Source organism: Modestobacter versicolor (assembly GCF_014195485.1).
GTDB classification, from domain to species: Bacteria; Actinomycetota; Actinomycetes; order Mycobacteriales; family Geodermatophilaceae; genus Modestobacter; species Modestobacter versicolor.
Window position 1 is genome coordinate 125,765 of record NZ_JACIBU010000002.1, and the last position, 23,816, is coordinate 149,580.

At 75.4% G+C, this 23,816-nt stretch carries 24 protein-coding genes and 1 pseudogene; 6 read left to right on the forward strand and 19 right to left on the reverse strand.

All coding sequences use genetic code 11. The features are described from left to right. Nucleotides 1-18 precede the first annotated feature (18 nt). Nucleotides 19-696, forward strand: coding sequence for a nickel pincer cofactor biosynthesis protein LarB (gene larB / locus FHX36_RS20600; protein ID WP_110552746.1), 678 nt, complete (start codon nucleotides 19-21; stop codon nucleotides 694-696). Here the strand turns inward: larB and larE are convergent. The 12 genes and pseudogenes from larE to rimP form a co-directional block, all read right to left on the reverse strand. After that, nucleotides 687-1,520 (reverse strand): ATP-dependent sacrificial sulfur transferase LarE, encoded by an 834-nt coding sequence (larE, locus tag FHX36_RS20605; protein WP_183514290.1) that lies wholly within the window; start codon nucleotides 1,518-1,520, stop codon nucleotides 687-689. The genes larB and larE overlap by 10 nt on opposite strands. 22 nt (nucleotides 1,521-1,542) lie before the next feature. After that, the gene (gene truB, locus FHX36_RS20610; RefSeq protein WP_110554409.1) at nucleotides 1,543-2,463 is read right to left on the reverse strand and encodes a tRNA pseudouridine(55) synthase TruB; all 921 of its coding nucleotides are present in this window, start codon (nucleotides 2,461-2,463) and stop codon (nucleotides 1,543-1,545) included. Next, complete coding sequence (locus FHX36_RS20615; protein WP_183514292.1) at nucleotides 2,460-3,761, reverse strand: MATE family efflux transporter; 1,302 nt, start codon at nucleotides 3,759-3,761, stop codon at nucleotides 2,460-2,462. Before FHX36_RS20615 ends, truB begins: the two co-directional genes overlap by 4 nt. Before the next feature lies 1 nt (nucleotide 3,762). Further along, complete coding sequence (locus tag FHX36_RS20620; RefSeq protein WP_110553886.1) at nucleotides 3,763-4,752, reverse strand: DHH family phosphoesterase; 990 nt, start codon at nucleotides 4,750-4,752, stop codon at nucleotides 3,763-3,765. Nucleotides 4,753-4,756: 4 nt separating this feature from the next. Further along, complete coding sequence (locus FHX36_RS20625) at nucleotides 4,757-5,008, reverse strand: hypothetical protein (protein WP_110553887.1); 252 nt, start codon at nucleotides 5,006-5,008, stop codon at nucleotides 4,757-4,759. Then, nucleotides 5,005-5,565 (reverse strand): 30S ribosome-binding factor RbfA, encoded by a 561-nt coding sequence (rbfA, locus tag FHX36_RS20630; RefSeq protein WP_110553888.1) that lies wholly within the window; start codon nucleotides 5,563-5,565, stop codon nucleotides 5,005-5,007. The genes FHX36_RS20625 and rbfA overlap by 4 nt, the downstream gene beginning before the upstream one ends. Nucleotides 5,566-5,666: 101 nt before the next feature. After that, nucleotides 5,667-5,960, reverse strand: coding sequence for a DUF503 domain-containing protein (locus FHX36_RS20635; RefSeq protein ID WP_110553889.1), 294 nt, complete (start codon nucleotides 5,958-5,960; stop codon nucleotides 5,667-5,669). A gap of 42 nt (nucleotides 5,961-6,002) precedes the next feature. After that, the gene (gene infB, locus FHX36_RS23205; RefSeq protein ID WP_110553890.1) at nucleotides 6,003-7,841 is read right to left on the reverse strand and encodes a translation initiation factor IF-2; all 1,839 of its coding nucleotides are present in this window, start codon (nucleotides 7,839-7,841) and stop codon (nucleotides 6,003-6,005) included. A 1,035-nt stretch (nucleotides 7,842-8,876) separates the two neighbouring features. After that, nucleotides 8,877-9,020, reverse strand: a pseudogene (locus tag FHX36_RS23675) (translation initiation factor IF-2 N-terminal domain-containing protein); the annotation flags it as partial. Nucleotides 9,021-9,081: 61 nt separating this feature from the next. Next, the gene (locus tag FHX36_RS20645; RefSeq protein WP_110554178.1) at nucleotides 9,082-9,474 is read right to left on the reverse strand and encodes a YlxR family protein; all 393 of its coding nucleotides are present in this window, start codon (nucleotides 9,472-9,474) and stop codon (nucleotides 9,082-9,084) included. A gap of 8 nt (nucleotides 9,475-9,482) precedes the next feature. Then, complete coding sequence (nusA, locus tag FHX36_RS20650) at nucleotides 9,483-10,604, reverse strand: transcription termination factor NusA (protein WP_110554179.1); 1,122 nt, start codon at nucleotides 10,602-10,604, stop codon at nucleotides 9,483-9,485. Beyond that, a complete protein-coding gene (rimP, locus tag FHX36_RS20655; RefSeq protein ID WP_258373049.1) occupies nucleotides 10,601-11,383 on the reverse strand; it encodes a ribosome maturation factor RimP in 783 nt (260 codons plus the stop codon). The genes nusA and rimP overlap by 4 nt, the downstream gene beginning before the upstream one ends. A gap of 213 nt (nucleotides 11,384-11,596) precedes the next feature. On the opposite strand from rimP, the gene FHX36_RS20660 reads away from it, so the two are divergent. After that, nucleotides 11,597-12,115, forward strand: a complete 519-nt coding sequence (locus FHX36_RS20660) for a hypothetical protein (protein WP_110554180.1) — start codon at nucleotides 11,597-11,599, stop codon at nucleotides 12,113-12,115. 30 nt (nucleotides 12,116-12,145) lie between these two features. Beyond that, nucleotides 12,146-12,625, forward strand: coding sequence for a DUF4439 domain-containing protein (locus tag FHX36_RS20665; RefSeq protein ID WP_183514296.1), 480 nt, complete (start codon nucleotides 12,146-12,148; stop codon nucleotides 12,623-12,625). 36 nt (nucleotides 12,626-12,661) lie between these two features. Here the strand turns inward: FHX36_RS20665 and FHX36_RS20670 are convergent, their stop codons facing one another. From FHX36_RS20670 to dxr, 5 genes are all read right to left on the reverse strand, one after another. Beyond that, nucleotides 12,662-14,593, reverse strand: a complete 1,932-nt coding sequence (locus FHX36_RS20670) for a penicillin-binding transpeptidase domain-containing protein (protein WP_309147313.1) — start codon at nucleotides 14,591-14,593, stop codon at nucleotides 12,662-12,664. A gap of 70 nt (nucleotides 14,594-14,663) precedes the next feature. Continuing rightward, nucleotides 14,664-15,515: a GNAT family N-acetyltransferase gene (locus FHX36_RS20675; protein WP_110552924.1), complete on the reverse strand. Its 852-nt coding sequence runs from the start codon at nucleotides 15,513-15,515 to the stop codon at nucleotides 14,664-14,666. Between the two features lie 27 nt (nucleotides 15,516-15,542). Beyond that, a complete protein-coding gene (ispG, locus tag FHX36_RS20680; protein ID WP_110552925.1) occupies nucleotides 15,543-16,679 on the reverse strand; it encodes a flavodoxin-dependent (E)-4-hydroxy-3-methylbut-2-enyl-diphosphate synthase in 1,137 nt (378 codons plus the stop codon). 35 nt (nucleotides 16,680-16,714) lie between these two features. After that, nucleotides 16,715-18,028, reverse strand: a complete 1,314-nt coding sequence (locus FHX36_RS20685) for a M50 family metallopeptidase (protein WP_110552926.1) — start codon at nucleotides 18,026-18,028, stop codon at nucleotides 16,715-16,717. Nucleotide 18,029: 1 nt separating this feature from the next. Then, nucleotides 18,030-19,226: a 1-deoxy-D-xylulose-5-phosphate reductoisomerase gene (dxr, locus tag FHX36_RS20690; protein ID WP_110552927.1), complete on the reverse strand. Its 1,197-nt coding sequence runs from the start codon at nucleotides 19,224-19,226 to the stop codon at nucleotides 18,030-18,032. Nucleotides 19,227-19,330: 104 nt separating this feature from the next. On the opposite strand from dxr, the gene FHX36_RS23680 reads away from it, so the two are divergent. The 3 genes from FHX36_RS23680 to FHX36_RS20705 all read left to right on the forward strand — a co-directional run bounded on the left by FHX36_RS23680 (nucleotide 19,331) and on the right by FHX36_RS20705 (nucleotide 21,811). Further along, nucleotides 19,331-19,651 (forward strand): DUF2631 domain-containing protein, encoded by a 321-nt coding sequence (locus tag FHX36_RS23680; RefSeq protein WP_110552928.1) that lies wholly within the window; start codon nucleotides 19,331-19,333, stop codon nucleotides 19,649-19,651. 325 nt (nucleotides 19,652-19,976) lie between these two features. Then, entirely contained in the window at nucleotides 19,977-20,846 is an 870-nt protein-coding gene (locus FHX36_RS20700; RefSeq protein ID WP_110552929.1) for a hypothetical protein, read from the forward strand. 77 nt (nucleotides 20,847-20,923) lie between these two features. Continuing rightward, nucleotides 20,924-21,811 carry an LCP family protein gene (locus FHX36_RS20705; protein WP_343056690.1) on the forward strand — a complete coding sequence of 296 codons (888 nt, stop codon included), beginning with the start codon at nucleotides 20,924-20,926 and terminating at the stop codon, nucleotides 21,809-21,811. A 4-nt stretch (nucleotides 21,812-21,815) separates the two neighbouring features. Here the strand turns inward: FHX36_RS20705 and FHX36_RS20710 are convergent, their stop codons facing one another. Both FHX36_RS20710 and rlmN read right to left on the reverse strand, forming a co-directional pair. Beyond that, complete coding sequence (locus FHX36_RS20710) at nucleotides 21,816-22,541, reverse strand: VIT1/CCC1 transporter family protein (RefSeq protein WP_110554270.1); 726 nt, start codon at nucleotides 22,539-22,541, stop codon at nucleotides 21,816-21,818. Next, entirely contained in the window at nucleotides 22,538-23,728 is a 1,191-nt protein-coding gene (rlmN, locus tag FHX36_RS20715) for a dual-specificity RNA methyltransferase RlmN (protein WP_110554271.1), read from the reverse strand. Before rlmN ends, FHX36_RS20710 begins: the two co-directional genes overlap by 4 nt. Nucleotides 23,729-23,816: the final 88 nt, after the last annotated feature.

Genomic DNA, 23,816 nt, shown 5'->3' on the forward strand with positions numbered 1-23,816 from the left:
GTGGGTGAGACTGGGGCCGTGACCGACCTGCCCCGCACCGCCGACCTGGGCTTCGCCAAGCTCGACGTCGACCGGGCCGCCCGCACCGGCACCCCCGAGGTCGTCTTCGCCGGCGGCAAGACCCCGCCCGAGACCGTGGGGTGCCTGGCCGGGCTGGTCGACGCCGGGGCGCCGCTGGCCTGGGCCACCCGGGTCGACGAGCCGACCGCCGCCGCCGTCCGGCAGCGGTGGCCCGACGCCCACGTCGACCCGGTCGCCCGGGTGGCCTGGGTGGGCACTCCCCCACCGCCGGTCGGCGAGGTGCTGGTGCTCACCGCCGGGACGTCGGACGGCGCGGTGGCCGCCGAGGTGGCCGCGACCCTGGCCGCCAGCGGGGTGGGCTGCCGCCGGGTGGACGACGTCGGCGTCGCCGGGGTGCACCGGGTGCTGGCGGTCGCGCCGGACCTGGCCGCCGCCGACGCGGTCGTCGTCGTGGCCGGGATGGACGGCGCCCTGCCCAGCGTGGTCGCCGGTCTGACCGACCGGCTGGTCGTCGCCGTCCCCACCTCGGTGGGCTACGGGGCCGCCTTCGAGGGGCTCGCCGCGCTGCTGACCATGCTCACCGCCTGCGCGCCGGGCGTGCTGGTGGTCAACATCGACAACGGGTTCGGCGCCGGCGTCGCCGCGGCCCGGATCGTGCGCTCGGCTCAGCGGTAGCGGACCGGGTCGGGCAGCAGCTCGTTCATCGCCCCGGACCGGAAGCCCCGCGGGTCCAGCTCGACCCGCGCGAAGCCGGGGACGGCGGCCAGCAGCTCCGGGCCGACCTGCGGCACGAGCGCGGCGTCGACCTCGACCCGGGCGACGTCGTCGCCGAGGTCGCGCACCCGCAGGTCCCGCGCGGCCAGCCCGGCCCCGGCCAGCGCCGCCCGCAGCGCCGTCTCCGCGGCCTCCACCCGGGCCAGCCCGGCCGTCGACACCGGCACCCCGTAGGCGATCCGGCTGGCCAGGCAGGCAGCGGCGGGCTTGTCGGCCAGCGGCAGCTCCCACCGCCGGGCGGCGGCCCGGACGTCGTCCTTGGTCATCCCGGCGCGGGCCAGCGGCGCCCAGGCGCCCCGCTCGGCGGCGGCCCGGATGCCCGGCCGGAACCCGGCCCGCAGGTCGTCGGCGTTGGTGCCGGTGACGACGTCGGCGATGCCCAGCTCGGCGGCCAGCGGGGTGAGCACGTCGACGAGCTCGGCCTTGCAGAACGCGCACCGGTCGCCGGCGTTGGCCACGTAACCCGCCCGGGAGAGCTCGTCGGTGCGTGGCTGCTCGTGCCGGACGCCGAGCCCGACGGCGAACTCGTGCGCGGCGCGCTGCTCGGCGGCCGGCAGGCTCGGCGAGACCGCGGTGGCCGCGACCACCCGGCCGGCGCCCAGCGCCCGCACCGCGGCGGCCAGCACGACGCCGGAGTCGACCCCACCGGAGAAGGCGACCAGCACGCCGGGCACCGCGCCCAGCTCCGCGTCCAGCAGGGCCAGCCGGTCGTCGAGTGTGCTCACCGGGCCGAGGGTGCCACCCGGCTCAGCGGGGCGGGAAGCCGACCGCGACCCGGGCCACCTGACCGGCGTCCTCGACCAGCGCGACCAGCCGGCCGTCGGGGGCGACCGCGGCGTGCAGGCCGGGTGCGCCGGTGGCCGGCACCCGCTGGCCGTGGCCGAGGGCGACCGCCTCCTCGGCGGTCAGCTCCCGGGCCGGGAAGACCGCGCGGGCCGCGTCGGTGAGGCCCACGACGCCGTCGCCCGCGCCGGCCGAGGCGAGCGCCCCGGCGGCGTCCTCGACCGGGCGCGCCTGCCCGGTGTCGAAGGGCCCCGAGGAGGTGCGGCGCAGCGCGGTGAGGTGCCCGCCGACGCCGAGGGCCGCCCCGACGTCGCGGGCGATCGCCCGGACGTAGGTGCCGGTGCTGCAGGAGACGGTGACGTCGACGTCGACCAGGTCGGGGGTCGGGCGCCCGATGCGGTGGACGTCGATGCGGTGCACGGTGACCGACCGGGCGGCCAGCTCGAACTCCTCCCCGGCGCGCACCCGGTCGTAGGAGCGCCTGCCGTCGACCTTCACCGCGCTCACCGAGGACGGCACCTGCTGGAGCGGGCCGACCTGGGTGGCCAGGGCGGCGCGGACGGCGTCGTCGGTGAGGCCCGCCGCCGACGTGGTCGTGGTGACCTCGCCCTCGCGGTCGTCGGTGACGGTCGACTGGCCGAGCCGGATGGTGGCGTCGTAGGTCTTGTCCGAGCCGGACAGGTACCCGAGCAGCCGGGTGGCCGCACCGACGCCGAGCACCAGCAGGCCGGTGGCCATCGGGTCGAGCGTGCCGGCGTGCCCGACCTTGCGCACCGACAGCACCCGCCGGGCGCGGGCGACGACGTCGTGGGAGGTCATGCCGCCGGGCTTGTCGACGACCAGCAGGGACGGCGGGACGTCGGCGTCGGGCTTCTTGGGGCTCACGTCCTCACCGTCTCACCCAGCCAGGCGCTGCCCCGCACCCGCCGGCCGACGGCCACCAGCCGCAGCACGATGAACAGCGTCAGCCCGGTCCACACCCCGGGCAGGCCCCAGTCCAGCCAGCCGGACAGCAGCGACAGCGGCACGAAGCCCAGCGCGGCGGACGCGAGGGTGACCGTGCGCAGGAACGCCGCGTCGCCGGCGCCCATCAGCACGCCGTCCAGGGCGAAGACCACCCCGGCCAGCGGCTGCATCAGCGCGAGGAACCACCAGACGACGTCGGCCTGGGCGAGCACCGCCGGGTCGTCGGTGAACAGCGGTGGCACGACCGGCCGCAGCACCAGCAGCAGGACGGCGATGACCACCCCGGTGCCCAGCCCCCAGCGGACCACCCGGGCGGCGGTGTGCCGGGCGTCGTCCGGGCGGCGCGCCCCCAGCGCCGAGCCGACCAGCGTCTGCGCGGCGATCGCGTACGCGTCCAGCACCAGGGCGAGGAACAGCCACAGCTGCAGGGCGACCTGGTGGGCACCGAGCTCCGCCGTCCCGGACCGGGCGACCACACCGGCCGCGGCGGCGAAGGCCAGCTGCAGCACCGCCGCCCGCACCAGCAGGTCGCGGCCCAGCACCAGCTGCGCCTTCAGCGCGGGCAGCCGCGGGCGCCAGGAGACCCCCGAGCCGGCCAGCTCGCGGGCCAGCGCCCGGGCGAACAGCGCCGCCGCGACGGCCTGCCCGGCGACGTTGGACAGCGCCGAGCCGACCAGGCCGAGCCCGGCCGGGTGCACCAGCAGCGGGCAGAGCAGCACCCCCAGGCCGTTGCCGGCGAGCACGTAGCCCATCGGCCGGCGCAGCTCCTGCACCCCGCGCAGCCAGCCGTTGCCGGCCAGCGCGACCAGCAGCAGCGGGAGCCCGGGGCTGGCCACCCGCAGCCACTCCTCGGCGGCGTCGGGGACCGGGCCGGCGCCCCCGGCGAGCAGCCGGGTGAGGGGGCCGGCGGCCAGCTGGAAGACCGCGACGAGCCCGACGCCGAGCGCCAGCGCGAGCCAGGTGGCCTGCACGCCCTCGGCGACCGCGCCGGCCCGGTCGCCGGCGCCGGTGCGGCGGGCGGCCCGGGCGGTGGTGCCGTAGGCGAGGAAGTTCAGCAGCGCGGCCACGTAGGCCAGCAGCCCGCCACCGACCGCCAGCCCGGCCAGGCTGGTGCCGTCCAGGTGCCCGACCACGGCGGTGTCGACGAGCAGGTACAGCGGTTCGGCGGCCAGCACCACGAGGGCCGGCGCCGCCAGCGCCGGGATGGACCGGGTCACCTCAGGCGAGCGTGGCCCGCAGCCGGGCGATCGTGGCGTCGAGGTCGAGGTCGGAGCTGTAGCCGGCGGCAGCCCGGTGCCCGCCACCGCCCAGCGACATCGCCACCCGGGTCAGGTCGGTGGCGCCCCGGGAGCGCATCGAGACGACCCAGGTGCCGTCGTCCTGGCCCTTGAGCACGCAGGCGACGTCGGCCTCGGCGGTCGCCCGGACGACGTCGACCAGCGCCTCGAGCTGGTCGGGCGCCAGCCCGTGCTCACGCGCCTCGGCGGCCGTCGACCAGGTCCAGACGAAGCCGGCGCCCACCTCGGGTTCCAGCACCGCCCGCCCGGTGACGGCGGACAGCAGCCCGAGCCAGCCGAACGGCGCGGTGTCGAACAGCCGCTGGCTGATCGCCGAGTGGTCGATGCCGGTGCGCAGCAGCCGGGCGGCCAGCTCGTGGGTGCCGGGGGCGGTGTTGCCGAACCGGAAGGAGCCGGTGTCGGCGGACAGCCCGGCGTACAGGCAGGTGGCCAGCCGCTGGTCGAGCTCGACGCCCAGGCCCTCCAGGAGCCCGGCGACGAGCACCACGGTGGCCGCGGCGTGCGGGTCGACGAGCCGGAGCTCGCCGAAGCCCGGGTTGCTCGCGTGGTGGTCGACGACCAGCGAGCGGCCGGCGGTGTCCAGCAGTGCGGCGAGCGCGCCCAGCCGCCCGGTCGACGCGGCGTCGAGGCTGACGAAGACGTCGACCTCGGCCGGCAGCTCGGAGGGCGGCACGAGCTGGTCGGCGCCGGGCAGCCAGCCCAGCGACGCCGGGAGCGTGAACGGTTCGGGGAACGTGGCGACCACCCGGGCACCGCAGCGGCGGAGGCCCTCGGCGAGGGCGAGCGTGCTGCCCAGGGCATCGGCGTCGGGCTGCACGTGCCCGGAGAGGACGACCGTCGACCCGGCGGCCGCGGCCCCGGCCAGCAGCTCGACCGCGGCGGCCGACTGGCTGGCGACGGTGGCGGTCATCGGGTCACGGGGTCCCGTCGGGCCCGGGGTCGGCCACCGGCGAGGCGTTGGGCTCCTCCTCCACCCGGCCACCGCCGACCGCGTAGCTCGAGCCGTCGTCGGGCTCGTCGGCGGCGATGCTGTCGGTGGTGCCGATGTCGCCGCGCTTGCCGCCGGCGGTGGGGTCGCCCGAGCCGGGCTCCTCGCGGCCACCCAGCGTGGTGCCCGCAGGCTCACCGGCCGGGTCGAAGGGGTCCGGGTCGACGGCCTCGGTCACGACGCGCTCCGCTGGGCGGCGGAGGGCCGGCCGTCCGCGTAGTCGTCGGTGCGCCCGGCCGAGGGGTCGTCGGCGAGGACGTCACCGGCGTCGGCGGCGAGGTCGTCGTCCAGCTCGTCCTCGTCGTCGTCCTCGTCGACCGCGGGCTTGCGGTACGGGTCGGCGTCACCGGCGTACTGGGCGCCCTCGCGGGCGCGGGCCAGCTCGGCGTCGGCGTGCCGGACCCGCTCCAGCGCCTCCTCCAGCTCCCGGGCGGTGTCCGGGACGATGTCGGCGATGAAGGTCAGCGTCGGCACGAACTTGATGCCGGTCTGCTTGCCCACCGTCGAGCGGAGCACGCCCGTGGCGCTGGCCAGCGCGCGGGCGGAGTCCTCGACCTGCGTGGCGTCGCCGTACACGGTGTAGAACACCGTCGCCTCGCGCAGGTCGCTGGTGACCCGCGCGTCGGTGATGGTGACCATCCCGAGCCGGGGGTCCTTGATCTGCATCTCGATCGTGGCGCTGACGATCTGGCGGATGCGCACCGCCAGACGCCGTGCCCGGGCCGGGTCGGCCATCGTTGCTCCTCGGAACGGCCAGGAGGATCCTGGGTGGGTCTGGAAGGCCCCTTCGCAGGGTCCCGGTGCGAGCGAGCGAGCGTCGGGGGGCGAAGGGGTCCTTAATCCGTGTCGCTGAACAGCTGACGATGCGTCGACAGCAGCGTCACCTCTGGCCGTTCGGCCAGCAACCGCTCGCAGGCGTCGAGCACGTCGGTCACCTGGGCGGCCTGACCCGCCACGGTGGCGACCCCGACCTGCGCACGGCGGTGCAGGTCGGGGTCGCCCACCTCGGCGGCGGCCACGGTGAAGCGGCGCCGCAGCTCGGCCACGATGGGCTTGACCACGGCGCGCTTCTCCTTGAGCGAGTGCACGTCGCCCAGCAGCAGGTCGGCGGTCAGCGACCCGGTGAACACCGGACCACCTCCCGCCGTCCCGCTGCCGGCGACGGTCCGCTGTTACGCGCGCGGCTTCTCACGCAGCTCGAAGGTCTGGATCACGTCATCGGTCTTGATGTCGTTGAACGACCCCAGGCCGATGCCGCACTCGTAACCCTCCCGGACCTCGGTCGCGTCGTCCTTGAAGCGACGCAGCGACTCGACGGTCAGGTTGTCCGCGACCACGGCGCCGTCGCGGATGAGGCGGGCCTTGGAGTTGCGGACGATCGTGCCGCTGCGCACCAGCGAACCGGCGACGTTGCCGATCTTCGGGACGCGGAAGACCTCGCGGACCTCCGCGGTGCCCAGCTGCACCTCTTCGTACTCGGGCTTGAGCATGCCCTTGAGCGCGGACTCGATCTCCTCGATGGCCTGGTAGATGACCGTGTAGTACCGGACGTCCACCCCCTCGCGGGCAGCCAGCTCGGTTGCCTGGCCCTCGGCCCGGACGTTGAAGCCCAGGACGATGACGTCGTCGGCCAGCGCCAGGTCGATGTCGCTCTTGGTGATCCCGCCGACGCCGCGGTGGATGACCCGCAGCGAGATGTCGTCGCTCACCTCGATCTTCATCAGCGCCTCTTCGAGCGCCTCGACGGTGCCCGAGTTGTCGCCCTTGATGATCAGGTTGAGCTGACGGGTCTCCTTGAGCGCCGCGTCCAGGTCCTCCAGGCTGATCCGCTTGCGCATGGAGGCGTTCTGCGCGTTGCGGATCCGGGCCTGGCGGCGGTCGGCGATCTGCCGGGCGATCCGGTCCTCCTCGACGACGAGGAAGGTGTCACCGGCGCGCGGCACGGAGGTCAGGCCGACGACCTGGACCGGACGGGCCGGCAGGGCCTCCTTGAGCTTGTTGCCGTGCTCGTCGAGCAGCGACCGGACGCGACCGTAGGCGTCGCCGGCCACGATCGAGTCGCCCTGGCGCAGCGTGCCGCGCTGGACCAGCACCGTGGCGACGGGGCCCCGGCCCTTGTCCAGCTTGCCCTCGATGACGACACCCTGCGGGTCCTGGCCCACGTTGGCGCGCAGGTCCAGCGAGGCGTCGGCGGTCAGCAGGATCGCCGCGAGCAGGTCGTCGAGACCCTGGCGGGTGGTCGCGGAGACGTCGACGAACATCGTGTCGCCGCCGTACTCCTCGGCCACCAGCCCGTACTCGGTGAGCTGCTGGCGGATCTTGGCGGGGTTGGCCCCCTCCTTGTCGATCTTGTTGACCGCGACCACGATCGGCACCTCGGCGGCCTGGGCGTGGTTGAGCGCCTCGACCGTCTGCGGCATGACGCCGTCGTCGGCGGCCACGACCAGGACGACGATGTCGGTGACCTTCGCGCCACGGGCACGCATCGCGGTGAACGACTCGTGACCCGGGGTGTCGATGAAGGTGACCGGGCGCTCGTTGCCCTCGAGCTCGGTGACGATCTGGTAGGCGCCGATGTGCTGGGTGATCCCACCGGCCTCCTTGCCCGCCACGTTGGCGTGCCGGAGCGCGTCCAGGAGCTTGGTCTTCCCGTGGTCGACGTGACCCATGACGGTGACGACCGGCGGACGGATGTCCCAGTCGTCCTCGTCGTCGCTCTCGGCGTCGCCGAAGGTCAGGTCGAAGGTGTCGAGGAGCTCGCGGTCCTCGTCCTCCGGGCTGACGACCTGGATGACCCAGCCGATCTCGGCACCGAGCAGCTGCAGCGTCTCGTCGTTGACCGACTGCGTCGCGGTGATCATCTCGCCCAGGTGGAACAGGGCGGTGACCAGCGCGGCCGGCTCGGCGTTGATGCGCTCGGCCAGGTCGGTCAGCGAGGCGCCACGGGGCAGCCGGACGGTCTGCCCGTTGCCACGGGGCAGGCTGACGCCGCCCATGGACGGGGCCGCCATGGAGTCGAACTCCTGACGCCGCTGCTTCTTGCTCTTGCGCCCGCGGACCGGACCGCGACCACCCGGACGCCCGAAGGCACCCGCGGTGCCCGCACCCGAGCCACCACGGCCACGGCCACGACCGCCGCCGCCACCACCGGGGCGGAAGCCACCGGCCGGAGCACCGCCGCCGCCACCGGGACCACCGGGACCGCCGCCACCGGGACGGAAGCCACCGCCGCCGCCACCGCCGCCGGGACCACCCGGACGGCCACGGCCGCCGGCACCACCGGGACCACCCGGACCGCCACCGGGACGACCGGCCGGCCGCGGCGGCATCATGCCGGGGCTGGGACGCTGCGGCATCATGCCCGGGTTGGGACGGGGCCCACCCGGACCCGCGGCGGGACGGGGCCCACCGGGGCCGGACGCCGGGCGAGGACCGCCGGGACCGGACGCCGGGCGAGGACCGCCGGCGCCGGGAGCCGGACGCGGACCACCGGGGCCGGGACGCGGTCCACCGGGACCGGCCTGCTGACCCGGGGCGCCGCCACCCGGACGCGGACCGGCGGCAGCCGGGCGCGGGGCGCTGCTGAAGGGGTTGTTGCCCGGCCGCGGGGCCGGACGGGGACCCGGGCGCGGGCCCGGGGCAGCCGGACGGGCACCCGCGGGCGCACCGCCCTGACCCGGGGCACCACCGGGGGTACCGGTCGGACGCGGGCCGGGGGCAGCCGGGCGCGGAGCCGGGGCCGCCGGGGGCTGCTGGGTCGGGGCGCTCGCCGCGGGCTGCTGGGGAGCAGGCCGGGGGCCGGGGCGCGGGCCGGCCGGAGCCGGTGCGGCCGGGGCGGGAGCCGGGGCAGGAGCCGAGGCCGCGGGGGCCTGCGGGGTCACCGGAGCGGGAGCCACCGGCGCGGCCGGGGCGGGAGCCGCCGCGGCCGGGGCGGACGCCTGTGGGGCGACCGGACGGGGGGCGGCCGGGGCCGGGCGGGGGCCCGGGCCGGGGCGGGCGCCGGAGGCGCCGTTGCCGGCGCTGGACGCGCCGTCGCCGTAGGCCTCGCGCAGCCGTCGGGCCACGGGGGCCTCCACGGTGGACGAGGCGGACTTCACGAACTCGCCCTGCTCCTTGAGCTTGGCGAGCACTGTCTTGCTGTCGATACCGAGCTCTTTCGCGAGCTCGTGTACGCGGGCCTTGCCTGGCACGGGTCTCCTCTTGGTGAGGCCGGCGGCTGGCCCGCTCGACCCCTAGGTCAGTGGTACATGGTCATCGTGACGACTTCACAGGTGGCTCATCCGAGGACGTCCTGCTCTCGACGTGCGAACCGGCCGGGTGCCGGTCCGTCGGTGTTCCTGCTGTGGTCCGCCCGCCGGGGACCAGCGGGGCACCAGGTCCGTGGACCTGCTGCGCGAGGTGGTCGTCCAGCGGACCGGTCTCCAGCGGCGTGCTGCTGCGCAGCGCGCGCGGGAGGGCCCGACGCCGGGCTGCTGCCTGGAGGCACTCCGCGGTGGGGTGCAGGGACGCACCCCGGCCGGGGAGCCGCCGCCGCGGATCGGGGGTCAGCCCCCCGTCGCGGACGACGACACGCAACAGCTCGGTGACCGGAGCGCGTCGCCGGCATCCCACACAGGTGCGGACCGGCACCGACGCAGCGGCCATCGTCGAGTCTAGCGCGCCGCCGGCCCGGGGTGTTCCGCGCGCCGCACGGGAGGCCGGGAGCCGCCCTGCGGTGCGCGGCCGCCGGGCCGCTCGGTCTGGTGGGGCCGCAACGGGGCGCGGCCCACGCCCGGCGAGACGGGGCTGTCGCCGTCGGTGGGCTGGGCGTCGCTGCGGATGTCGATCCGGCAGCCGGTGAGCCGGGCGGCCAGCCGGGCGTTCTGGCCCTCCTTGCCGATGGCCAGCGACAGCTGGTAGTCGGGCACGACCACCTGCACGGCGCGGGCCGCGGCGTCCACCACCCGGGCGCTGGTGACCCGGGCCGGGGAGAGCGCCGAGGCGACGAACGTGGCGTCGTCGTCCGACCAGTCGACGATGTCGATCTTCTCGCCGTGCAGCTCGCTCATCACGTTGCGCACCCGCTGGCCCATCGGGCCGATGCAGGAGCCCTTGGCGTTGAGCCCGGGCACCGAGGTGCGGACGGCGATCTTGGACCGGTGGCCGGCCTCGCGGGCCACCGAGACGATCTCGACGCTGCCGTCGGCGACCTCGGGGGCCTCCAGCGCGAACAGCTTGCGGACCAGGTTGGGGTGCGTGCGGGACAGGGTGACCTGCGGGCCGCGGAACGAGCGGGTGACCGCGACGACGTAGGCCTTCAGCCGGCTGCCGTGCCGGTAGTCCTCACCGGGCACCTGCTCGGCCGAGGGCAGGGTCGCCTCGATCTTGCCGATGTCGACCAGCACCATGCCCTGGGTGTTGCGGCGGTCGTGCGCCTGCACGATGCCGCTGACGATGTCGCCCTCCTTGCCGGCGTACTCCCCGAAGGTCTGCTCGTTCTCCGCGTCCCGCAGCCGCTGCACGATGACCTGCTTGGCGGTGCTGGCCGCGATCCGGCCGAAGTCGGTGGGGGTGTCGTCCCACTCGTGCACGACCTCGCCGTCGGGTCCCAGCTCCTGGGCCAGGACGGCGACCTCACCGCTCTTGCGGTCCACGTGCACGCGGACGTGCTTCGCGGCCCCCTCCGCGTGCCGGTAGGCGGTGACCAGTGCGGTCTCGATCGCCTGCAGGACCGTGTCCGCCGGGATGCCCTTCTCCCGCTCGACCGCCTTGAGCGCGGTCACGTCGATGTTCACTTCCTGCCTCCTCGTCGCGGCCGGGAGTCCTGCGGCGCGCGGCGCGGGGCCGGTCGCCCGGTCCTCCCGCTCGCGTCGGCCACGTCGGACCCGGCCGGGTGGTGCTCGTCGTGCATGTCCTCGGGGTCGAGCCCACTGCCGAGCTCGTCGATGTCGTCCTCGTCGCTGTCGTCGTCTGTCTCGTCGGTGTCGTCGTCGGTCTCGTCGTCGGTCTCGTCCGGCTCGTGGACCAGCGCCGCGTCGCGGTGCCCGGCCGGGCGGGTGAACTCGACCTGCACGCGGGCCTCGCCCAGCTCGGCCCAGCGCACGGTGCGCTCGCCGACGGCGCGGCGCACCTGGCCCTTCTTGGTGCCGCCCTTCTCCACGCCCAGCACCACGCCGTCGTCCTCCACCCGGAGCACCCGGGCGGTCAGCTGCTCGGCGCTGCCCTGCGGCCCGACCGCGACGCTGACCAGCCGGCCGACGTTGCGGCGCCAGTGCCGCGGGGCGGTCAGCGGCCGGTCGACGCCGGGGCTGGTGACCTCCAGGACGTAGGGCGAGCGGCCGAGCGCCTCGTCCTCGGCGTCGAGCAGCTCGGACAGCGCGCGGCTGAGCTCGGCGACGTCGTCCAGGCTGACCCCGGCGTCGCGGTCGACCACCACCCGCACCACGGAGCGCTGACCGGCCGGGCGGACGACGAGCTCCTCGAGGTCGTACCCGGCGGCGGCCACGACCGGCTCGACCCACCCGGTCAGCCGGGCGGTCACCGGGTCGGCGGCCTGCGCACCTCGCGTGGACACGGCTGCCTCCTGTTGTGGTCGTCGCCAGCACCGGTCCCGGTGCGCACCGGGGGTGGGTCCGGTGGTCGGCCGGTCCGGCCCGAGGCCGCCGGCGTGCTGCGCGTGGGCCTCAGGCTACCGCCCGCCCCGGGAGTCCCACCCGCCCCGCGGACCGCCTCGGGCACCGGTGCGCCCGACGGGCGCGTCGGCGGCGGGCTGCCAGGATGGACGGCGATGTCCGATCCCTCGTCCGCGTCGCTCGCCGAGCTCGCGTCCAGCCGCCCGTTCACCCGGCGGAGCCTGCTGGTGGCCGCCCTCGCCGGCACCGCGCTCACCGCCGTCGGGTGCACGCAGGACGACGGTGGTGACGCCGCCGACGCCGTGACGCCGGCGCAGGTCGACCAGCTCGCGGCGCAGGTGCGGGTGCAGGAGTCGCTGGTCGCCGCCTACGCGACGGCGTTCGCCGCCGCCCCCGAGCTCGCCGCCACCGCGACCACCCTCGCCGACCAGGCCCGCGCGCAGCTGGACCGGCTGCGCGCCGCCGCGCCGGGGAGCGCCGCACCGAGCAGCACGGGCGCCTCGGCCCCGGCTGCCGTGGTCGACGCCGCCGGGGCGCGGGGCTGGTTGCGCAGCCAGGTGTCCGCCGCCGCCGACGCCCATGCCACCGCGTGCCCGGACTTCACCGGTGGCCGCGCCGCGCTGCTGGGCAGCATCGCCGCGGGGCTCCGCGGCCAGGACGGGCAGCTGGCGTGACCGGCCGGGCGCACGGGAGGCGGTACGGGGATGGCTGACGGGCAGGGCAGCGCGGCACCGAGCGGGACCGCCTCCCCCACGGCCGCGGAGGACGCGGCGCTGCAGGACGCGCTGGCCGCCGCGCACGCGGCCGTCTGGGGCTACGGCGTCGTCGGGGCGGCGCTGCCGGTCGCCTCGCGCGGACCGGTGACCCCGGCCGAGCAGGCCCACCGGGACACCCGCGACGAGCTGACCCGCCTGCTCGTCTCCCGGCAGGTCGAGCCGGTGGCCGCCGAGGGCGCCTACGCGCTGCCGTTCCCGGTGCTCTCCCCGGTCGACGCCGCCTCGCTCGCCGTGACCCTCGAGGACGGCGCCGCGCGGGCCTGGACCTGGGTGCTGGACCAGGCCACCGAGCGCAGCACCCGCGAGCTGGGCGTGGCCGTGCTGGCCGCCACCGAGGTCCGCGCGGTGGCCTGGCGGGCCGCCGCCGCCAAGACGCCCGTCACGAACCCCTTCCCCGGTCTTCCCTGACGGAGCACGCCCGGCCCCGGTGAGGCCGGGTCGCCGCTACAGGGCGCCGAGGAAGGCGTCGGCGACGCCGACCGCCGTGCTGCTGGACTGCCCGGCCTCGACCAGGACGGCGAAGGCGATGTCGCCCTGCGGCCCGCCGAGCTGGTAGCCGACGAACCAGCCGTGCGACTCCGGCGGCGTGGCGTCGCCGAACTCGGCGGTGCCGGTCTTGCCGTAGACCTCGCCGCGGTCGGCCAGCGCCGTGGCGGTGCCGCTGAGCACCACCTGCCGCATCAGCGGCCGCAGCTGGTCCAGCACGGTCGCGGGCGGCCCGGCGGGCGCGGTGCCGGCCGGTGCGGCGCCGACGACCTCGACCGGAGCGGCCGGGGTGCCGCTGGCGATGCCGGCGGCGACCAGGGCCATCTGCGCCGGGCTCATCAGCACCTGCCCCTGGCCGATCTGGTCGGCGGCCTTCGTGGTGCCGGTCGCGTCCGCCGGCACCTCGCCGCTGAAGACCCCGACCGGCAGCTGCCAGTCGCTGCCCACGCCGTAGGAGGTGGCGGCCGCGGCGAGCGCGTCGTCGGGCAGGGTCAGCCCCTGCTGGATGAAGGTGGTGTTGCAGGACTGGGCGAAGGCCTCGGTGAACGGCACCGTGCCCAGGTCGAACTGGTCCTGGTTCTCGAACTCCCGGCCCTCGACCGTGATCGTGCCCGGGCAGGGCACCGCGGTCTCCGGGGTCACCGTGCCGGCGGCGAGCAGCGCGGTGGCGGTGATCGCCTTCATGCTCGAGCCGGGCGGGAACTGCCCGGACAGCGCGTTGGCCGGGTTGGCCGCCTCGTTCGAGCTGACCGCGAGCAGCTCGCCGGTGCCCGGTCGCACGACGACGACGTGGGTGGCCAGCGACTGCCCGGCCACCGCGGCGTCCGCGGCGTTCTGCAGCGCCGGCACCAGCGGGGTCTGCACCGGGGTGCCGGGCACCGGGTCGACGGTGTCGATGACCTGGCCGGCGTCCTCGAGGCTCTCGTCGGTGCTCGCCACGCTGACGGTGAACCCGGGGGTGCCCGCCAGCTGCGCCTGGAACGCGCGCTGCAGGCCGGACAGCCCCAGGGTGTCGCCCGCGGCGTAGACCGGCTGCTCGTCCTCGCCGACGGTCTCGTCGATGACCTCCTGGGTGGCGTCGCCCACCCGGCCGAGCAGGGCGAGCCCGAAGCGGGAGCTGGGCGCCAGCAGCCGGGTGCTGGTCGGGAAGACGGCGCCGGGCAGGTCGAACACCTGCGCGCGGATCGCCTCGAAGTCCGGCCGGCGCAGCGTGATGACCGGGACGAACTGCCCGGCCGGGGCGGCCTGGACGTCGGCGGTGATCTCCTCGGCGGAGATGTCGGTGGCCGCGGAGAGGGCGGCGGCGAGCGCCGGGAGGTCGGTGACCTGCGCGGTGTCCACGCCCACGTTGACCACCTCGGTCTCGGTGAACAGCGGGGCACCGGTGGCGTCGGTGACCGGAGCCCGCTCGGCCAGCGAGCGGGCCAGCTCCAGGTGCTGCCCCTCCCCCAGCTCGGGGTGCACGATCGTCGGGGCCGCGACGACCTGCCAGGCCTCCTCGCCCTCGGTGAGCGACAGCGTCGCCGGGTAGCTCCAGTCGGGGGCCGCCGCCAGGTCCCACGTCGCCTGCCAGTCGACGGTGGCCGCGCCGTCGTCGTCGACCTGCACGTCGCCGAGCTCGGCGGTGAGCGTCGCCTCGGGGAGGTCCTCGGCGGTCTGGGTCAGCAGGGCGGTGGTCGCGGGGGCGTCCGTCGTCCGGTCGGCGGCGGCATCGGTCTCGCCGGCCGCCCAGTCGTCGAGGAAGGCCTGGGCGGCGGCGCGGACGTCGTCGGTCGGGTCCGACGAGCACCCGGTCAGCAGGGGCGCGAGCACCAGCACGGCCACCCCGCCCGCCGTCGTCACCCGGCGGGTCGCCCCGCGCCTGCCCCTGGACCCCGTTGCGCTGCGCACCAGGCCACCTTTGCAGAAGTCCGAGCCGGATCCGGAACTGCACGCCGCACGCGCCCCAGCACTCACAGGTTCAGAAGAGGATGGAGGCGTACGTGCCCACCGGGCGGAAGCCGACCCGCTCGTAGGCGGCCCGGGCGGCGCGGTTGTAGTCGTTGACGTAGAGGCTCACCACGGGGGCGATGGCGGTGCGCGCGTACTCGACGACGGCCGCCGTGCCGCGCTGGCCGATGCCCTGGCCGCGGAACTGCGGCGCCACCCACACGCCCTGCACCTGGCAGGCAGCCCGGGAGACGGCGCCGACATCGGCCTTGAACAGCACCTGGCCGTCCTCGATCCAGGCCAGCGACTGCCCGGCGCGCACCAGCTCGGCGACCCGGGCGCGGTAGGCCTGGCCGCCGTCCACGCGCATCGGGCTGACCCCGACCTCCTCGGTGAACATGGCGACCGCGGCGGGCAGCAGCGTCTCCAGCTCGGCCACCTGCACCGGGCGCACCCGCGGCTCGGCCGGCACGGCCGGCGGCCCCTCGATCGCCAGCAGCGGCTGGCGGGCGCGCACCTCGCGGGCCGGGCCCCACGCGGGGGCCAGCAGCTCCCACAGCGGGAGGACCGACCCCGCCGGTCCCACGATGGTCGAGCACCGCCGCCCGGCCCGGCGGGCCCGCTCGGCGAAGGCGGTCGCCGCCTCGCGCTCGGCGCCCGGGCGGGCGAACGGGATCAGGTTCGCACCGGCCAGGCACACCGCGTCCAGCCGGCGGCCGCTGTGCAGCCCCCACAGCGGCGCACCGAGGGAGGCGGTGGCGGTGCCGTGGGTCTCGACCCGCCCGGCGAGCATGCAGGTGCCCACCGGGTCGGTGGCCAGCAGGTCACGGACGGCGGCCTCGTCGTCGGCGTCGAGGACGCGGGCGTGTACCGAACGCAGCACGCGGACCGTCCAGCTCGGGTGCGCAGGTCAGGAGACGGTGACGACGGGCGCGCCCGACGGCGTGCCGTCGGCGACCTGCTCGGCCGCGATCCGCATGGCCTCCTCGATCAGCGTCTCGACGATCATCGACTCCGGGACGGTCTTGACGACCTCGCCCTTGACGAAGATCTGCCCCTTGCCGTTGCCGGAGGCGACGCCGAGGTCGGCCTCCCGGGCCTCGCCGGGGCCGTTGACGACGCAGCCCATGACGGCCACCCGCAGCGGCACCTCCATGCCCTCCAGGCCGGCGGTCACCTCGTTGGCGAGCTTGTAGACGTCGACCTGGGCGCGGCCGCAGGAGGGGCAGCTGACGATCTCCAGGCCGCGCTGGCGCAGGTTCAGCGACTCCAGGATCTGGTTGCCGACCTTCACCTCCTCCGCCGGCGGGGCGGAGAGGGAGACCCGGATGGTGTCGCCGATGCCCTGGGACAGCAGCGCCCCGAAGGCGACGGCGGACTTGATCGTGCCCTGGAAGGCCGGACCGGCCTCGGTGACGCCCAGGTGCAGCGGGTAGTCGCACTGCTGGGCGAGCAGCTCGTAGGCGCGCACCATGATCACCGGGTCGTTGTGCTTCACCGAGATCTTGATGTCGCGGAAGTCGTGCTCCTCGAACAGCGAGCACTCCCACAGCGCCGACTCGACCAGCGCCTCCGGCGTCGCCTTGCCGTACTTGGCCAGCAGCCGGCGGTCCAGCGAGCCGGCGTTGACCCCGATCCGGATCGGCGTGCCGGCGTACTTCGCGGCCCGGGCGATCTCGCCGACCTTGTCGTCGAACTTCTTGATGTTGCCCGGGTTGACCCGCACCGCGGCGCAGCCGGCGTCGATCGCGGCGAAGACGTAGCGCGGCTGGAAGTGGATGTCGGCGATCACCGGGATCTGCGACTTCTTCGCGATGATCGGCAGCGCCTCGGCGTCGTCGGTGTCGGGCACCGCGACCCGGACGATCTGGCAGCCCGAGGCGGTCAGCTCGGCGATCTGCTGCAGCGTCGCGTTGATGTCGGCGGTCTTGGTGGTGCACATCGACTGCACGCTCACCGGCGAGTCGCTGCCCACCCCGACCCCGCCGACGTCGAGCTGCCGGGTCTTGCGGCGGGGGGCGAGGACGGGCGGCGGAGACGCGGGCATACCGAGGGCAACGGTCACAACTGTTCAGTCTCCCACTACTGCAGGGTGATGGGGTTGACGATGTCGGCGATGAAGAGCAGGCCGCTGAGCACGAGGAACAACCCGGCGACGACGTAGGCCACCGGCATCAGCCGGGCGATGTCGAACGGGCCGGGGTCGGGGCGGCCGCGGAGCCGGGCCACGACGGCGCGGGCCTTCTCGTACAGCGCCCCGGCCACGTGCCCGCCGTCCAGCGGGTAGATCGGCAGCAGGTTGAACAGGAACAGCACCATGTTCACGCTGGCCAGCAGGCTCAGGAAGAAGCTGAGCTTCTCCAGCGCGCTGAACTGGGTCAGCGAGAAGTACTCACCGGAGATGCGCCCCACCCCGACCACGCCGATCGGGCCGTTGGGGTCGCGGTCCTCGCCGAGGAACGCGGCGCGGAACAGCTGCGGCACCCGCTCGGGGATCTGCACCAGCTTCTGCACCGACTGGCTCACGACCATCCCGAAGTAGCTCGGCACGTCGCTGATCGACTGGCGGGCGAAGCCGTAGGCGGGGGCGATGCCCACGTAGCCCGCGGTCGTCGTCTCCTCGGCGGTGGCGTCGGTGTAGACGGTGTTCGCGATCGGGGTGACGGTGAGGTCGCGCCGCTCGCCGTCCCGCTCGACGGTCAGCGCCACCGGCTCGTCCGGCGAGCTGCGGATCGCCTCCTGGACGACGCTCCAGCTGTCGTGGGCGGTGGGGTCGACCTCCCGGCCCGCGATGGCCACGATCGTGTCGCCGGGCCGCAGGCCGGCGGCCGCCGCGGGGCTCGCCGGGGCGCCGTCGCAGGCGTCCTCGTCGCCGGCGTCGGCGGAGCCCGCGGGCAGCACGCACGCGGGCACCGAGTCGATCTGGGTGGTGACCACGTTGGTGCCCAGCCCGACCAGGACGACGGTGAAGAAGACGACCGCGAGCACCAGGTTGTGGAAGGGGCCGGCGAACATCACGATCACCCGCTGCCACCAGGGCTTCTTGTAGAAGACCCGGTCGCCGTCGCTGGGCAGGACGTCGTTGAGCGCCTGGCCGCGGACCTCGGCGATGAAGCTGCGCATCCGGGTGGCGCGCTTGCTCTCGCCCTCCTCGGCCGGCGGGATCATGCCGACGATCCGGATGTAGCCGCCCAGCGGCACGCCCTTGATGCCGAACTCGGTCTCCCCGTAGCGCCGGGAGAAGACCGTGGGCCCGAAACCGACGAAGAACTGCGGGACCCGCATCCCGAACTTCCGGGCCCAGTAGAAGTGCCCGAACTCGTGGAAGCCGATGCTGAACAGCAGCCCGACGGCGAAACAAACGATCCCGAGGACCGTCAGGAGGAACCCGCTCAGCTCAGCCTCCGGCGATGGCGACGCGGGCGTGCTCGCGGGCCCACTTCTCGGCGGCCAGCACGTCCTCGACGCAGGTGGGTGCGCCGAGGTCCGGCGCGGCGTCGAGGGTACGCGTGATGACCTGCACGATCGCTGGGAACGACAGGTGTCCGGCGGCGAACGCGGCGACCGCCTCCTCGTTGGCGGCGTTGTACATCGCCGGGACGACGCCGCCCGCCTCCCCGGCGTGGCGGGCCAGCCGCACCGCAGGGAACACCTCGTCGTCCAGCGGCATGAACTCCCAGGTGCTGGCCTGCGTCCAGTCCAGCGACGGCTGGACGTCGGGCAGCCGCTCCGGCCAGGCCAGCGCGAGGGCGATCGGCAACCGCATGTCCGGCGGGCTTGCCTGCGCGATCGTCGCGCCGTCCCGGAAGGTCACCATCGAGTGCACGATCGACTGCGGGTGCACGACCACGTCGATGTCGGCGTAGGGGACGTCGAAGAGCAGGTGCGCCTCGATCAGCTCGAGCCCCTTGTTGACCAGGGTCGCGGAGTTGATGGTCACCACCGGGCCCATGTCCCAGGTCGGGTGCGCCAGCGCCTGCTCCCGGGTCACGCCGCGCAGCTCGGCGGCGCTGCGGCCGCGGAAGGGGCCACCGCTGGCGGTGAGCACCAGCCGGGCCACCTCGCGCCGGTCTCCCCCGCGCAGGCACTGGGCCAGCGCCGAGTGCTCGGAGTCGACGGGCACGAGCTGCCCGGGGGCGGCGGCGGCGCGCACCAGGTCACCACCGGCGACCAGGGACTCCTTGTTCGCCAGCGCCACGGTGCGCCCGGCCCGCAGCGCCGACAGCGTCGGGCCGAGGCCGATCGAGCCGGTGATGCCGTTGAGGACGACGTCGGCCGGCCGCGCGGCGAGCTCCTCGGCGGCGCGCGGGCCGGCCAGGATCTCCGGCAGCGTGTAGTTGCCCTGCGCCCAGCCGCGCTGCTGCGCGGCGGCGTAGAAGGCCAGCTGCAGGTCCTGCGCGGCGGTGGCGCGGGCCACCGCGACGGTGCGCACCCCCAGCGACAGCGCCTGCTCGGCCAGCAGCGCGACGTCACCGCCGCCGGCGGCCAGGCCGGTGACCTGCAGCCGGCCCGGGTTCTGCCGGGCCACCGCGATCGCCTGCCGACCGATCGACCCGGTCGACCCCAGCACGGTGACCTCGCGTGGCTCGCTCACGGCACCCATCCTGTCTGACCCGGCGCCGACGCCGGTGGCCCGGTGAGCGCGACCCGCCCGCCGGCCGGCAGGTGTGCGGCGGGCAGGCCTGTCATCATGGGTCCGTGAGCGACGCGACCGGCCGGGGACAGGGCCACCAGACCAGCGCCCGTGTGATCGAGCAGTCCACCCGCGAGGAGGGCATCGTCCGCGCGGGCGAGACCCCGATCACCCACGAGCGCCCCGAGGACTGGGGCTGGCACGGCGAGGCGGGGAAGACCGGCCGGATCGCCGGCTACGTGATGATCTTCTTCCTGCTGACCCTGCTGGTCGGCAACCACGAGGGCCGGGTCGAGGACCTGTACATCCTCGGCGCCGTGCTCACCATCGCCGTCTCGCTCATCTGGGACTCCCGCCGCCGGAAGAACGCCTGGCGCGCCCGCTGACCCACCGGCCGCCCAGCAGCGGCCCGCGCACCTCGACGAAGGCCGTCTCCCCCACCCGGGAGGCGGCCTTCGTCGTGCACGTCGCTGGTCGGCCGCACCCGTCCTCGACCAGTGATCGGAGCGAGGTGTCGACGATCGGGCAGATCGTCGTCAAGGTCCGCCCGTCGCGACCATGATCGATGTGGACGAACTGAGTGTTGGTTGTGCGGATCTGGTCCGGACCGCCGCGTGTCGCACAGAGATGTGCCAAGCAGGGCTTCTCCGTCCACTAGGAAGTGGGCAACAGGTCCGGGTTGCCGGGCCGAACACCACCACGGAGGACCTGATGAGCGCCCTGTCCCGTACCCGCGTCGCCGTTGCGACCGGACTGACCCTGGGCACGGCCACCGCCGGCCTCCTGCTCGCCCCGGCCGCCCTCGCCGCCCCCGCGGCGCCGTCGGTCTCGCCGTCCAGCACGCTCGCCCCCGGTGCGGCCTACACGATCTCCGGCACGGGCTGCGCCCAGGCCACGGACACGACCGAGGCGCCCTTCGTCTCCCTCACCCCGGACGTCGACGACCCGCAGATGGGCGACGGCACCGACACGAACGCGGACGGCTCCTGGAGCTTCGAACTGACGGCGCCGACCGAGCTGGGCACCTACGCCTACCGGCTGACCTGCGACCAGTACACCAGCGAGTTCCGCTACCCGAGCGTGGTCATCACGGTCACCGCGGACGGCAAGCCGGTCCCGACCGCCACCCCCTCGACCGCAGCGCCGGCGTTCGTGCCCGGCGCGAAGCCCAACACCCCCGGCATCGCCCCGGCCAGCAGCACCGGCGCCACCAACGTCGCCGCCCCGGGCCAGCAGATCACCCGCGTCCTCAAGGGCTTCAAGCCCAACGAGGTCGTCACCCTGGTCCTGCACTCCACCCCGGTCACCCTGGGCACCTACACCGCCGACGCCAACGGCGTCGTGACCGCCACCTTCACCCTGCCCGCCGGCACCGTGCTGGGCACCCACACCCTCGCCTACGACGGCAACCTGGGCAGCCACTACGAGTCCACCATCACCCTCACCGCCGACGGCAAGGCCCTGGCCTACACCGGCGCCAGCGTCACCCTCCCCCTGGTCGGCGGCACCGTGCTCGTCGCCGCCGGCGCCGGCGCGCTGCTCCTCGGCCGCCGCCGCACCACCGGGGCGGTCCAGGCCTGAGCACCACCCCCAGCACCACGACGGACGCCGGCCAGGGAACCCCTGGCCGGCGTCCGGCGCGTTCCCGGGCCCTGCGGGTGTCGCTCGTCCTCGCGGTGCTCGTGGTGCTGCTCGTGGGCGTCGACCTCGCCGTCCTCAGCGGCCGCGTCGACCGGGTGGTGGTGAGCACCAGTGCCGGACCCGGCACGACCTGGGTGCTGGTCGGCGTCGACTCCCGCGCCGACCTCCCGGCCGGCACCACGGCGGCGCAGTTCGGCACCACCACCGACGTCCCCGGCGCGCGGGCGGACGTCGTCCTGGTGGTGCACTCCAACGGCGAGGAGTCCACCGTCCTCTCCGTCCCGCGCGACGTCGTGCTCAGCGACGGCGAGACGTCGGGTCGACTGGCGCTCAGCTGGCTGGACGGCCCGCAGTCGACCGTCGACGCCCTGTGCAACCTGGGCATCCCCACCGACCACCTGGTGAGCGTCGACCTCGCCGGGTTCGCGTCGGTGGTCGACGCGGCCGGCGGGCTGGACGTCGACGTCCCGGCCCCGGTGCGCGACCGCGCCGCGGGGCTCGAGCTGGCCGAGGGCGGCCGCCAGCACGTCGACGGCCGCACCGCCCTGGCGCTGGTGCGCTCCCGGCACCCGGAGCAGCTGATGGACGGCCAGTGGGTGCCGGCGCAGGTCGACCCCGACGGCCGGGCGTCCGCCGCCGGTCAGGTGATGGACGCCCTGGTCGACCAGGTGCAGGGGTCGGTGACGCGTCCGTGGCGGCTGCAGCGGGTGGCCTGGGCGGTGACCGGCGCCCTCACCGTGGACGACGGCACCTCGGCCGCGGAGCTCGCCTCGCTCGCCACGCTGGACGTCGGCCCGGTGTCGGTCCTGCCGGTCGGCGCACCGGTGGACGGCACGCTGCTCCGCTTCCCCTCGCCGGAGACACGGGCGGCGCTCACGGCCGCCGGGATGACCTGCGGCGGCTGACCGGTCAGCCGGTGCCGACGCCGATCGCCGCCCCGATGAGGTAGGTCGCCCCGGCGGCCACCGCGCCGAAGAGCAGCTGCCGCAGCCCGGCCGACCACCACGGCCGCGGGGTGAACCGGGCCGAGATCGCGCCGGCCGCGACCAGCCCGGCACCGCCGCACAGCAGCGCGAGCCAGAGCACCGGCGCGCCCAGCAGGTAGGGCAGCAGCGGCACCAGCGCGCCGACGGCGAAGCACAGGAACGAGGAGACGGCGGCGGTCACCGGGGACGGCTTGTCCTCGGGGTCCAGGCCCAGCTCGTTGAGCGCGTGCACCCGCAGCGCCTGCTCGGGGTCGCGGGACAGCTGCTCGGCGACGGCGTGGGCCAGCTCGGGCTCCAGGCCCCGGTCCTCCCACAGCTGTGCCAGCTCGGCCTGCTCCCCCACGGGGTTGAGCGCCAGCTCGCGGCGCTCCTTGGCGACCTCGAGGTCCAGCTGCTCGTTCTGCGTGCTCACCGACGTGTACTCGCCGAGCGCCATGGAGATCGCGCCGGCGGCGAGCCCGGCGACCCCGGAGAGGACGACGGCGTGCGAGCCAGCCCCTGCGCCGCCGACGCCGGCGACCAGCGCGGTGTTGGTGACCAGGCCGTCCATCGCGCCGAAGACGGCGGCCCGCAGCCACCCGCCCGCGACGTCGGCGTGGGTGTGCGGGTGGGCCTCGGCCTGCTCCAGCTGGTGCCCCGGCCCGGTCATCCCTGGTCCGACTCGGCCCCGAGGGCCACGCCCTCCTCGATGCCCGGCACCGGGACGGCGATGCTCGGGATGCCCTCGACGACGTCCTCGATGCCGTCGGCGGCGGCCAGCTGGCCGCAGGCGCCGTCGATGTCCGAGCCGCGGGTGTCGCGGACGGTCGTCGGCACCCCGGCCGCGCGCAGCCGGGCGACGAACTCACGCTGCGCGGGCAGCGGGCTGGCGTCCCAGGGACTGCCCGGCGTCGGGTTCAGCGGGATGAGGTTGACGTGCGCCAGCCGCTTGGCCAAGAGCTCGCCGAGCAGGTCGGCGCGCAACGGCTGGTCGTTCACGTCGCGGATCAGCGCGTACTCGACCGAGTAGCGGCGGCCGGTGCGGCGGGCGTAGTCGTCGGCGGCCTCGAGCACCTCGCCGACCTTCCAGCGGGTGTTGATCGGCACCAGGGTGTCGCGCAGCTCGTCGTCGGGGGCGTGCAGGCTCACGGCGAGGGTCACGTTGAGACCCTCGTCGGTCAGCCGGCGGATCGCCGGGACGACGCCGACGGTGGACACCGTGACCGAGCGCTGGGCCAGCCCCAGCCCGTGCGGCGCCGGGGTCAGCAGCGCGTCGAGGGTCTTGCGGACCCGGTTGTAGTTCGCCAGCGGCTCGCCCATGCCCATGAAGACGACGTTGGACAGCCGGCCCGGGCCACCGGGGATCTCGCCCGCCGCCATCGCCGCGGCGGCCGCGACCGCCTGGCCGATGATCTCGGCGGCGGACAGGTTGCGGGTCAGCCCGCTCTGGCCGGTGGCGCAGAACGGGCAGGCCATCCCGCAGCCGGCCTGGCTGGAGATGCAGACGGTGGCGCGCTCGGGGTAGCGCATCAGCACGCTCTCCACCAGGGCACCGTCGTGCAGCCGCCAGAGCGTCTTGCGGGTGCGCCCGCCGTCGGCCGACTGGTGCCGCACCGGCGTGAGCAGCCCCGGCAGCAGGGCGCTGGTCAGCTCCTCGCGGACCGCGGCGGGCAGGTCGGTCATCTGCGCCGGGTCGGTGACGCCGGCGTAGAAGTGCCGGGCCAGCTGGTCGGCGCGGAACGCCGGCTGACCGAGCTCGGTGACCGCCGCGCGGGCCTCCTCACGGGTGAGGTCGGCCAGGTGGCGGGGTGGCTTGGTGCGGCGGGGGGCGTCGAAGACCAGGGGCAGGGCAGTCATGGCGTCGTCCATGGTCCCACTCCCTGGGCCCCGCGGGTGGGTCGAGACGGGTGATCTGGCTCCCCAGAGGGTCCCGGCCGGTCGACGC

Bases quoted from the DNA above. Each gene is read 5' to 3' on its own strand.
- FHX36_RS20620 (WP_110553886.1), bottom strand. From the start codon at position 4,752: ATGACCGCCACCGTCGCCAGCCAGTCGGCCGCCGCGGTCGAGCTGCTG.
- rbfA (WP_110553888.1), bottom strand. From the start codon at position 5,565: ATGGCCGACCCGGCCCGGGCACGGCGTCTGGCGGTGCGCATCCGCCAG.
- infB (WP_110553890.1), bottom strand. From the start codon at position 7,841: ATGGCGGCCCCGTCCATGGGCGGCGTCAGCCTGCCCCGTGGCAACGGG.
- FHX36_RS20645 (WP_110554178.1), bottom strand. From the start codon at position 9,474: ATGGCCGCTGCGTCGGTGCCGGTCCGCACCTGTGTGGGATGCCGGCGA.
- FHX36_RS20660 (WP_110554180.1), top strand. From the start codon at position 11,597: ATGTCCGATCCCTCGTCCGCGTCGCTCGCCGAGCTCGCGTCCAGCCGC.
- FHX36_RS20665 (WP_183514296.1), top strand. From the start codon at position 12,146: ATGGCTGACGGGCAGGGCAGCGCGGCACCGAGCGGGACCGCCTCCCCC.
- ispG (WP_110552925.1), bottom strand. From the start codon at position 16,679: ATGCCCGCGTCTCCGCCGCCCGTCCTCGCCCCCCGCCGCAAGACCCGG.
- FHX36_RS20700 (WP_110552929.1), top strand. From the start codon at position 19,977: ATGAGCGCCCTGTCCCGTACCCGCGTCGCCGTTGCGACCGGACTGACC.
- FHX36_RS20710 (WP_110554270.1), bottom strand. From the start codon at position 22,541: ATGACCGGGCCGGGGCACCAGCTGGAGCAGGCCGAGGCCCACCCGCAC.
- rlmN (WP_110554271.1), bottom strand. From the start codon at position 23,728: ATGACTGCCCTGCCCCTGGTCTTCGACGCCCCCCGCCGCACCAAGCCA.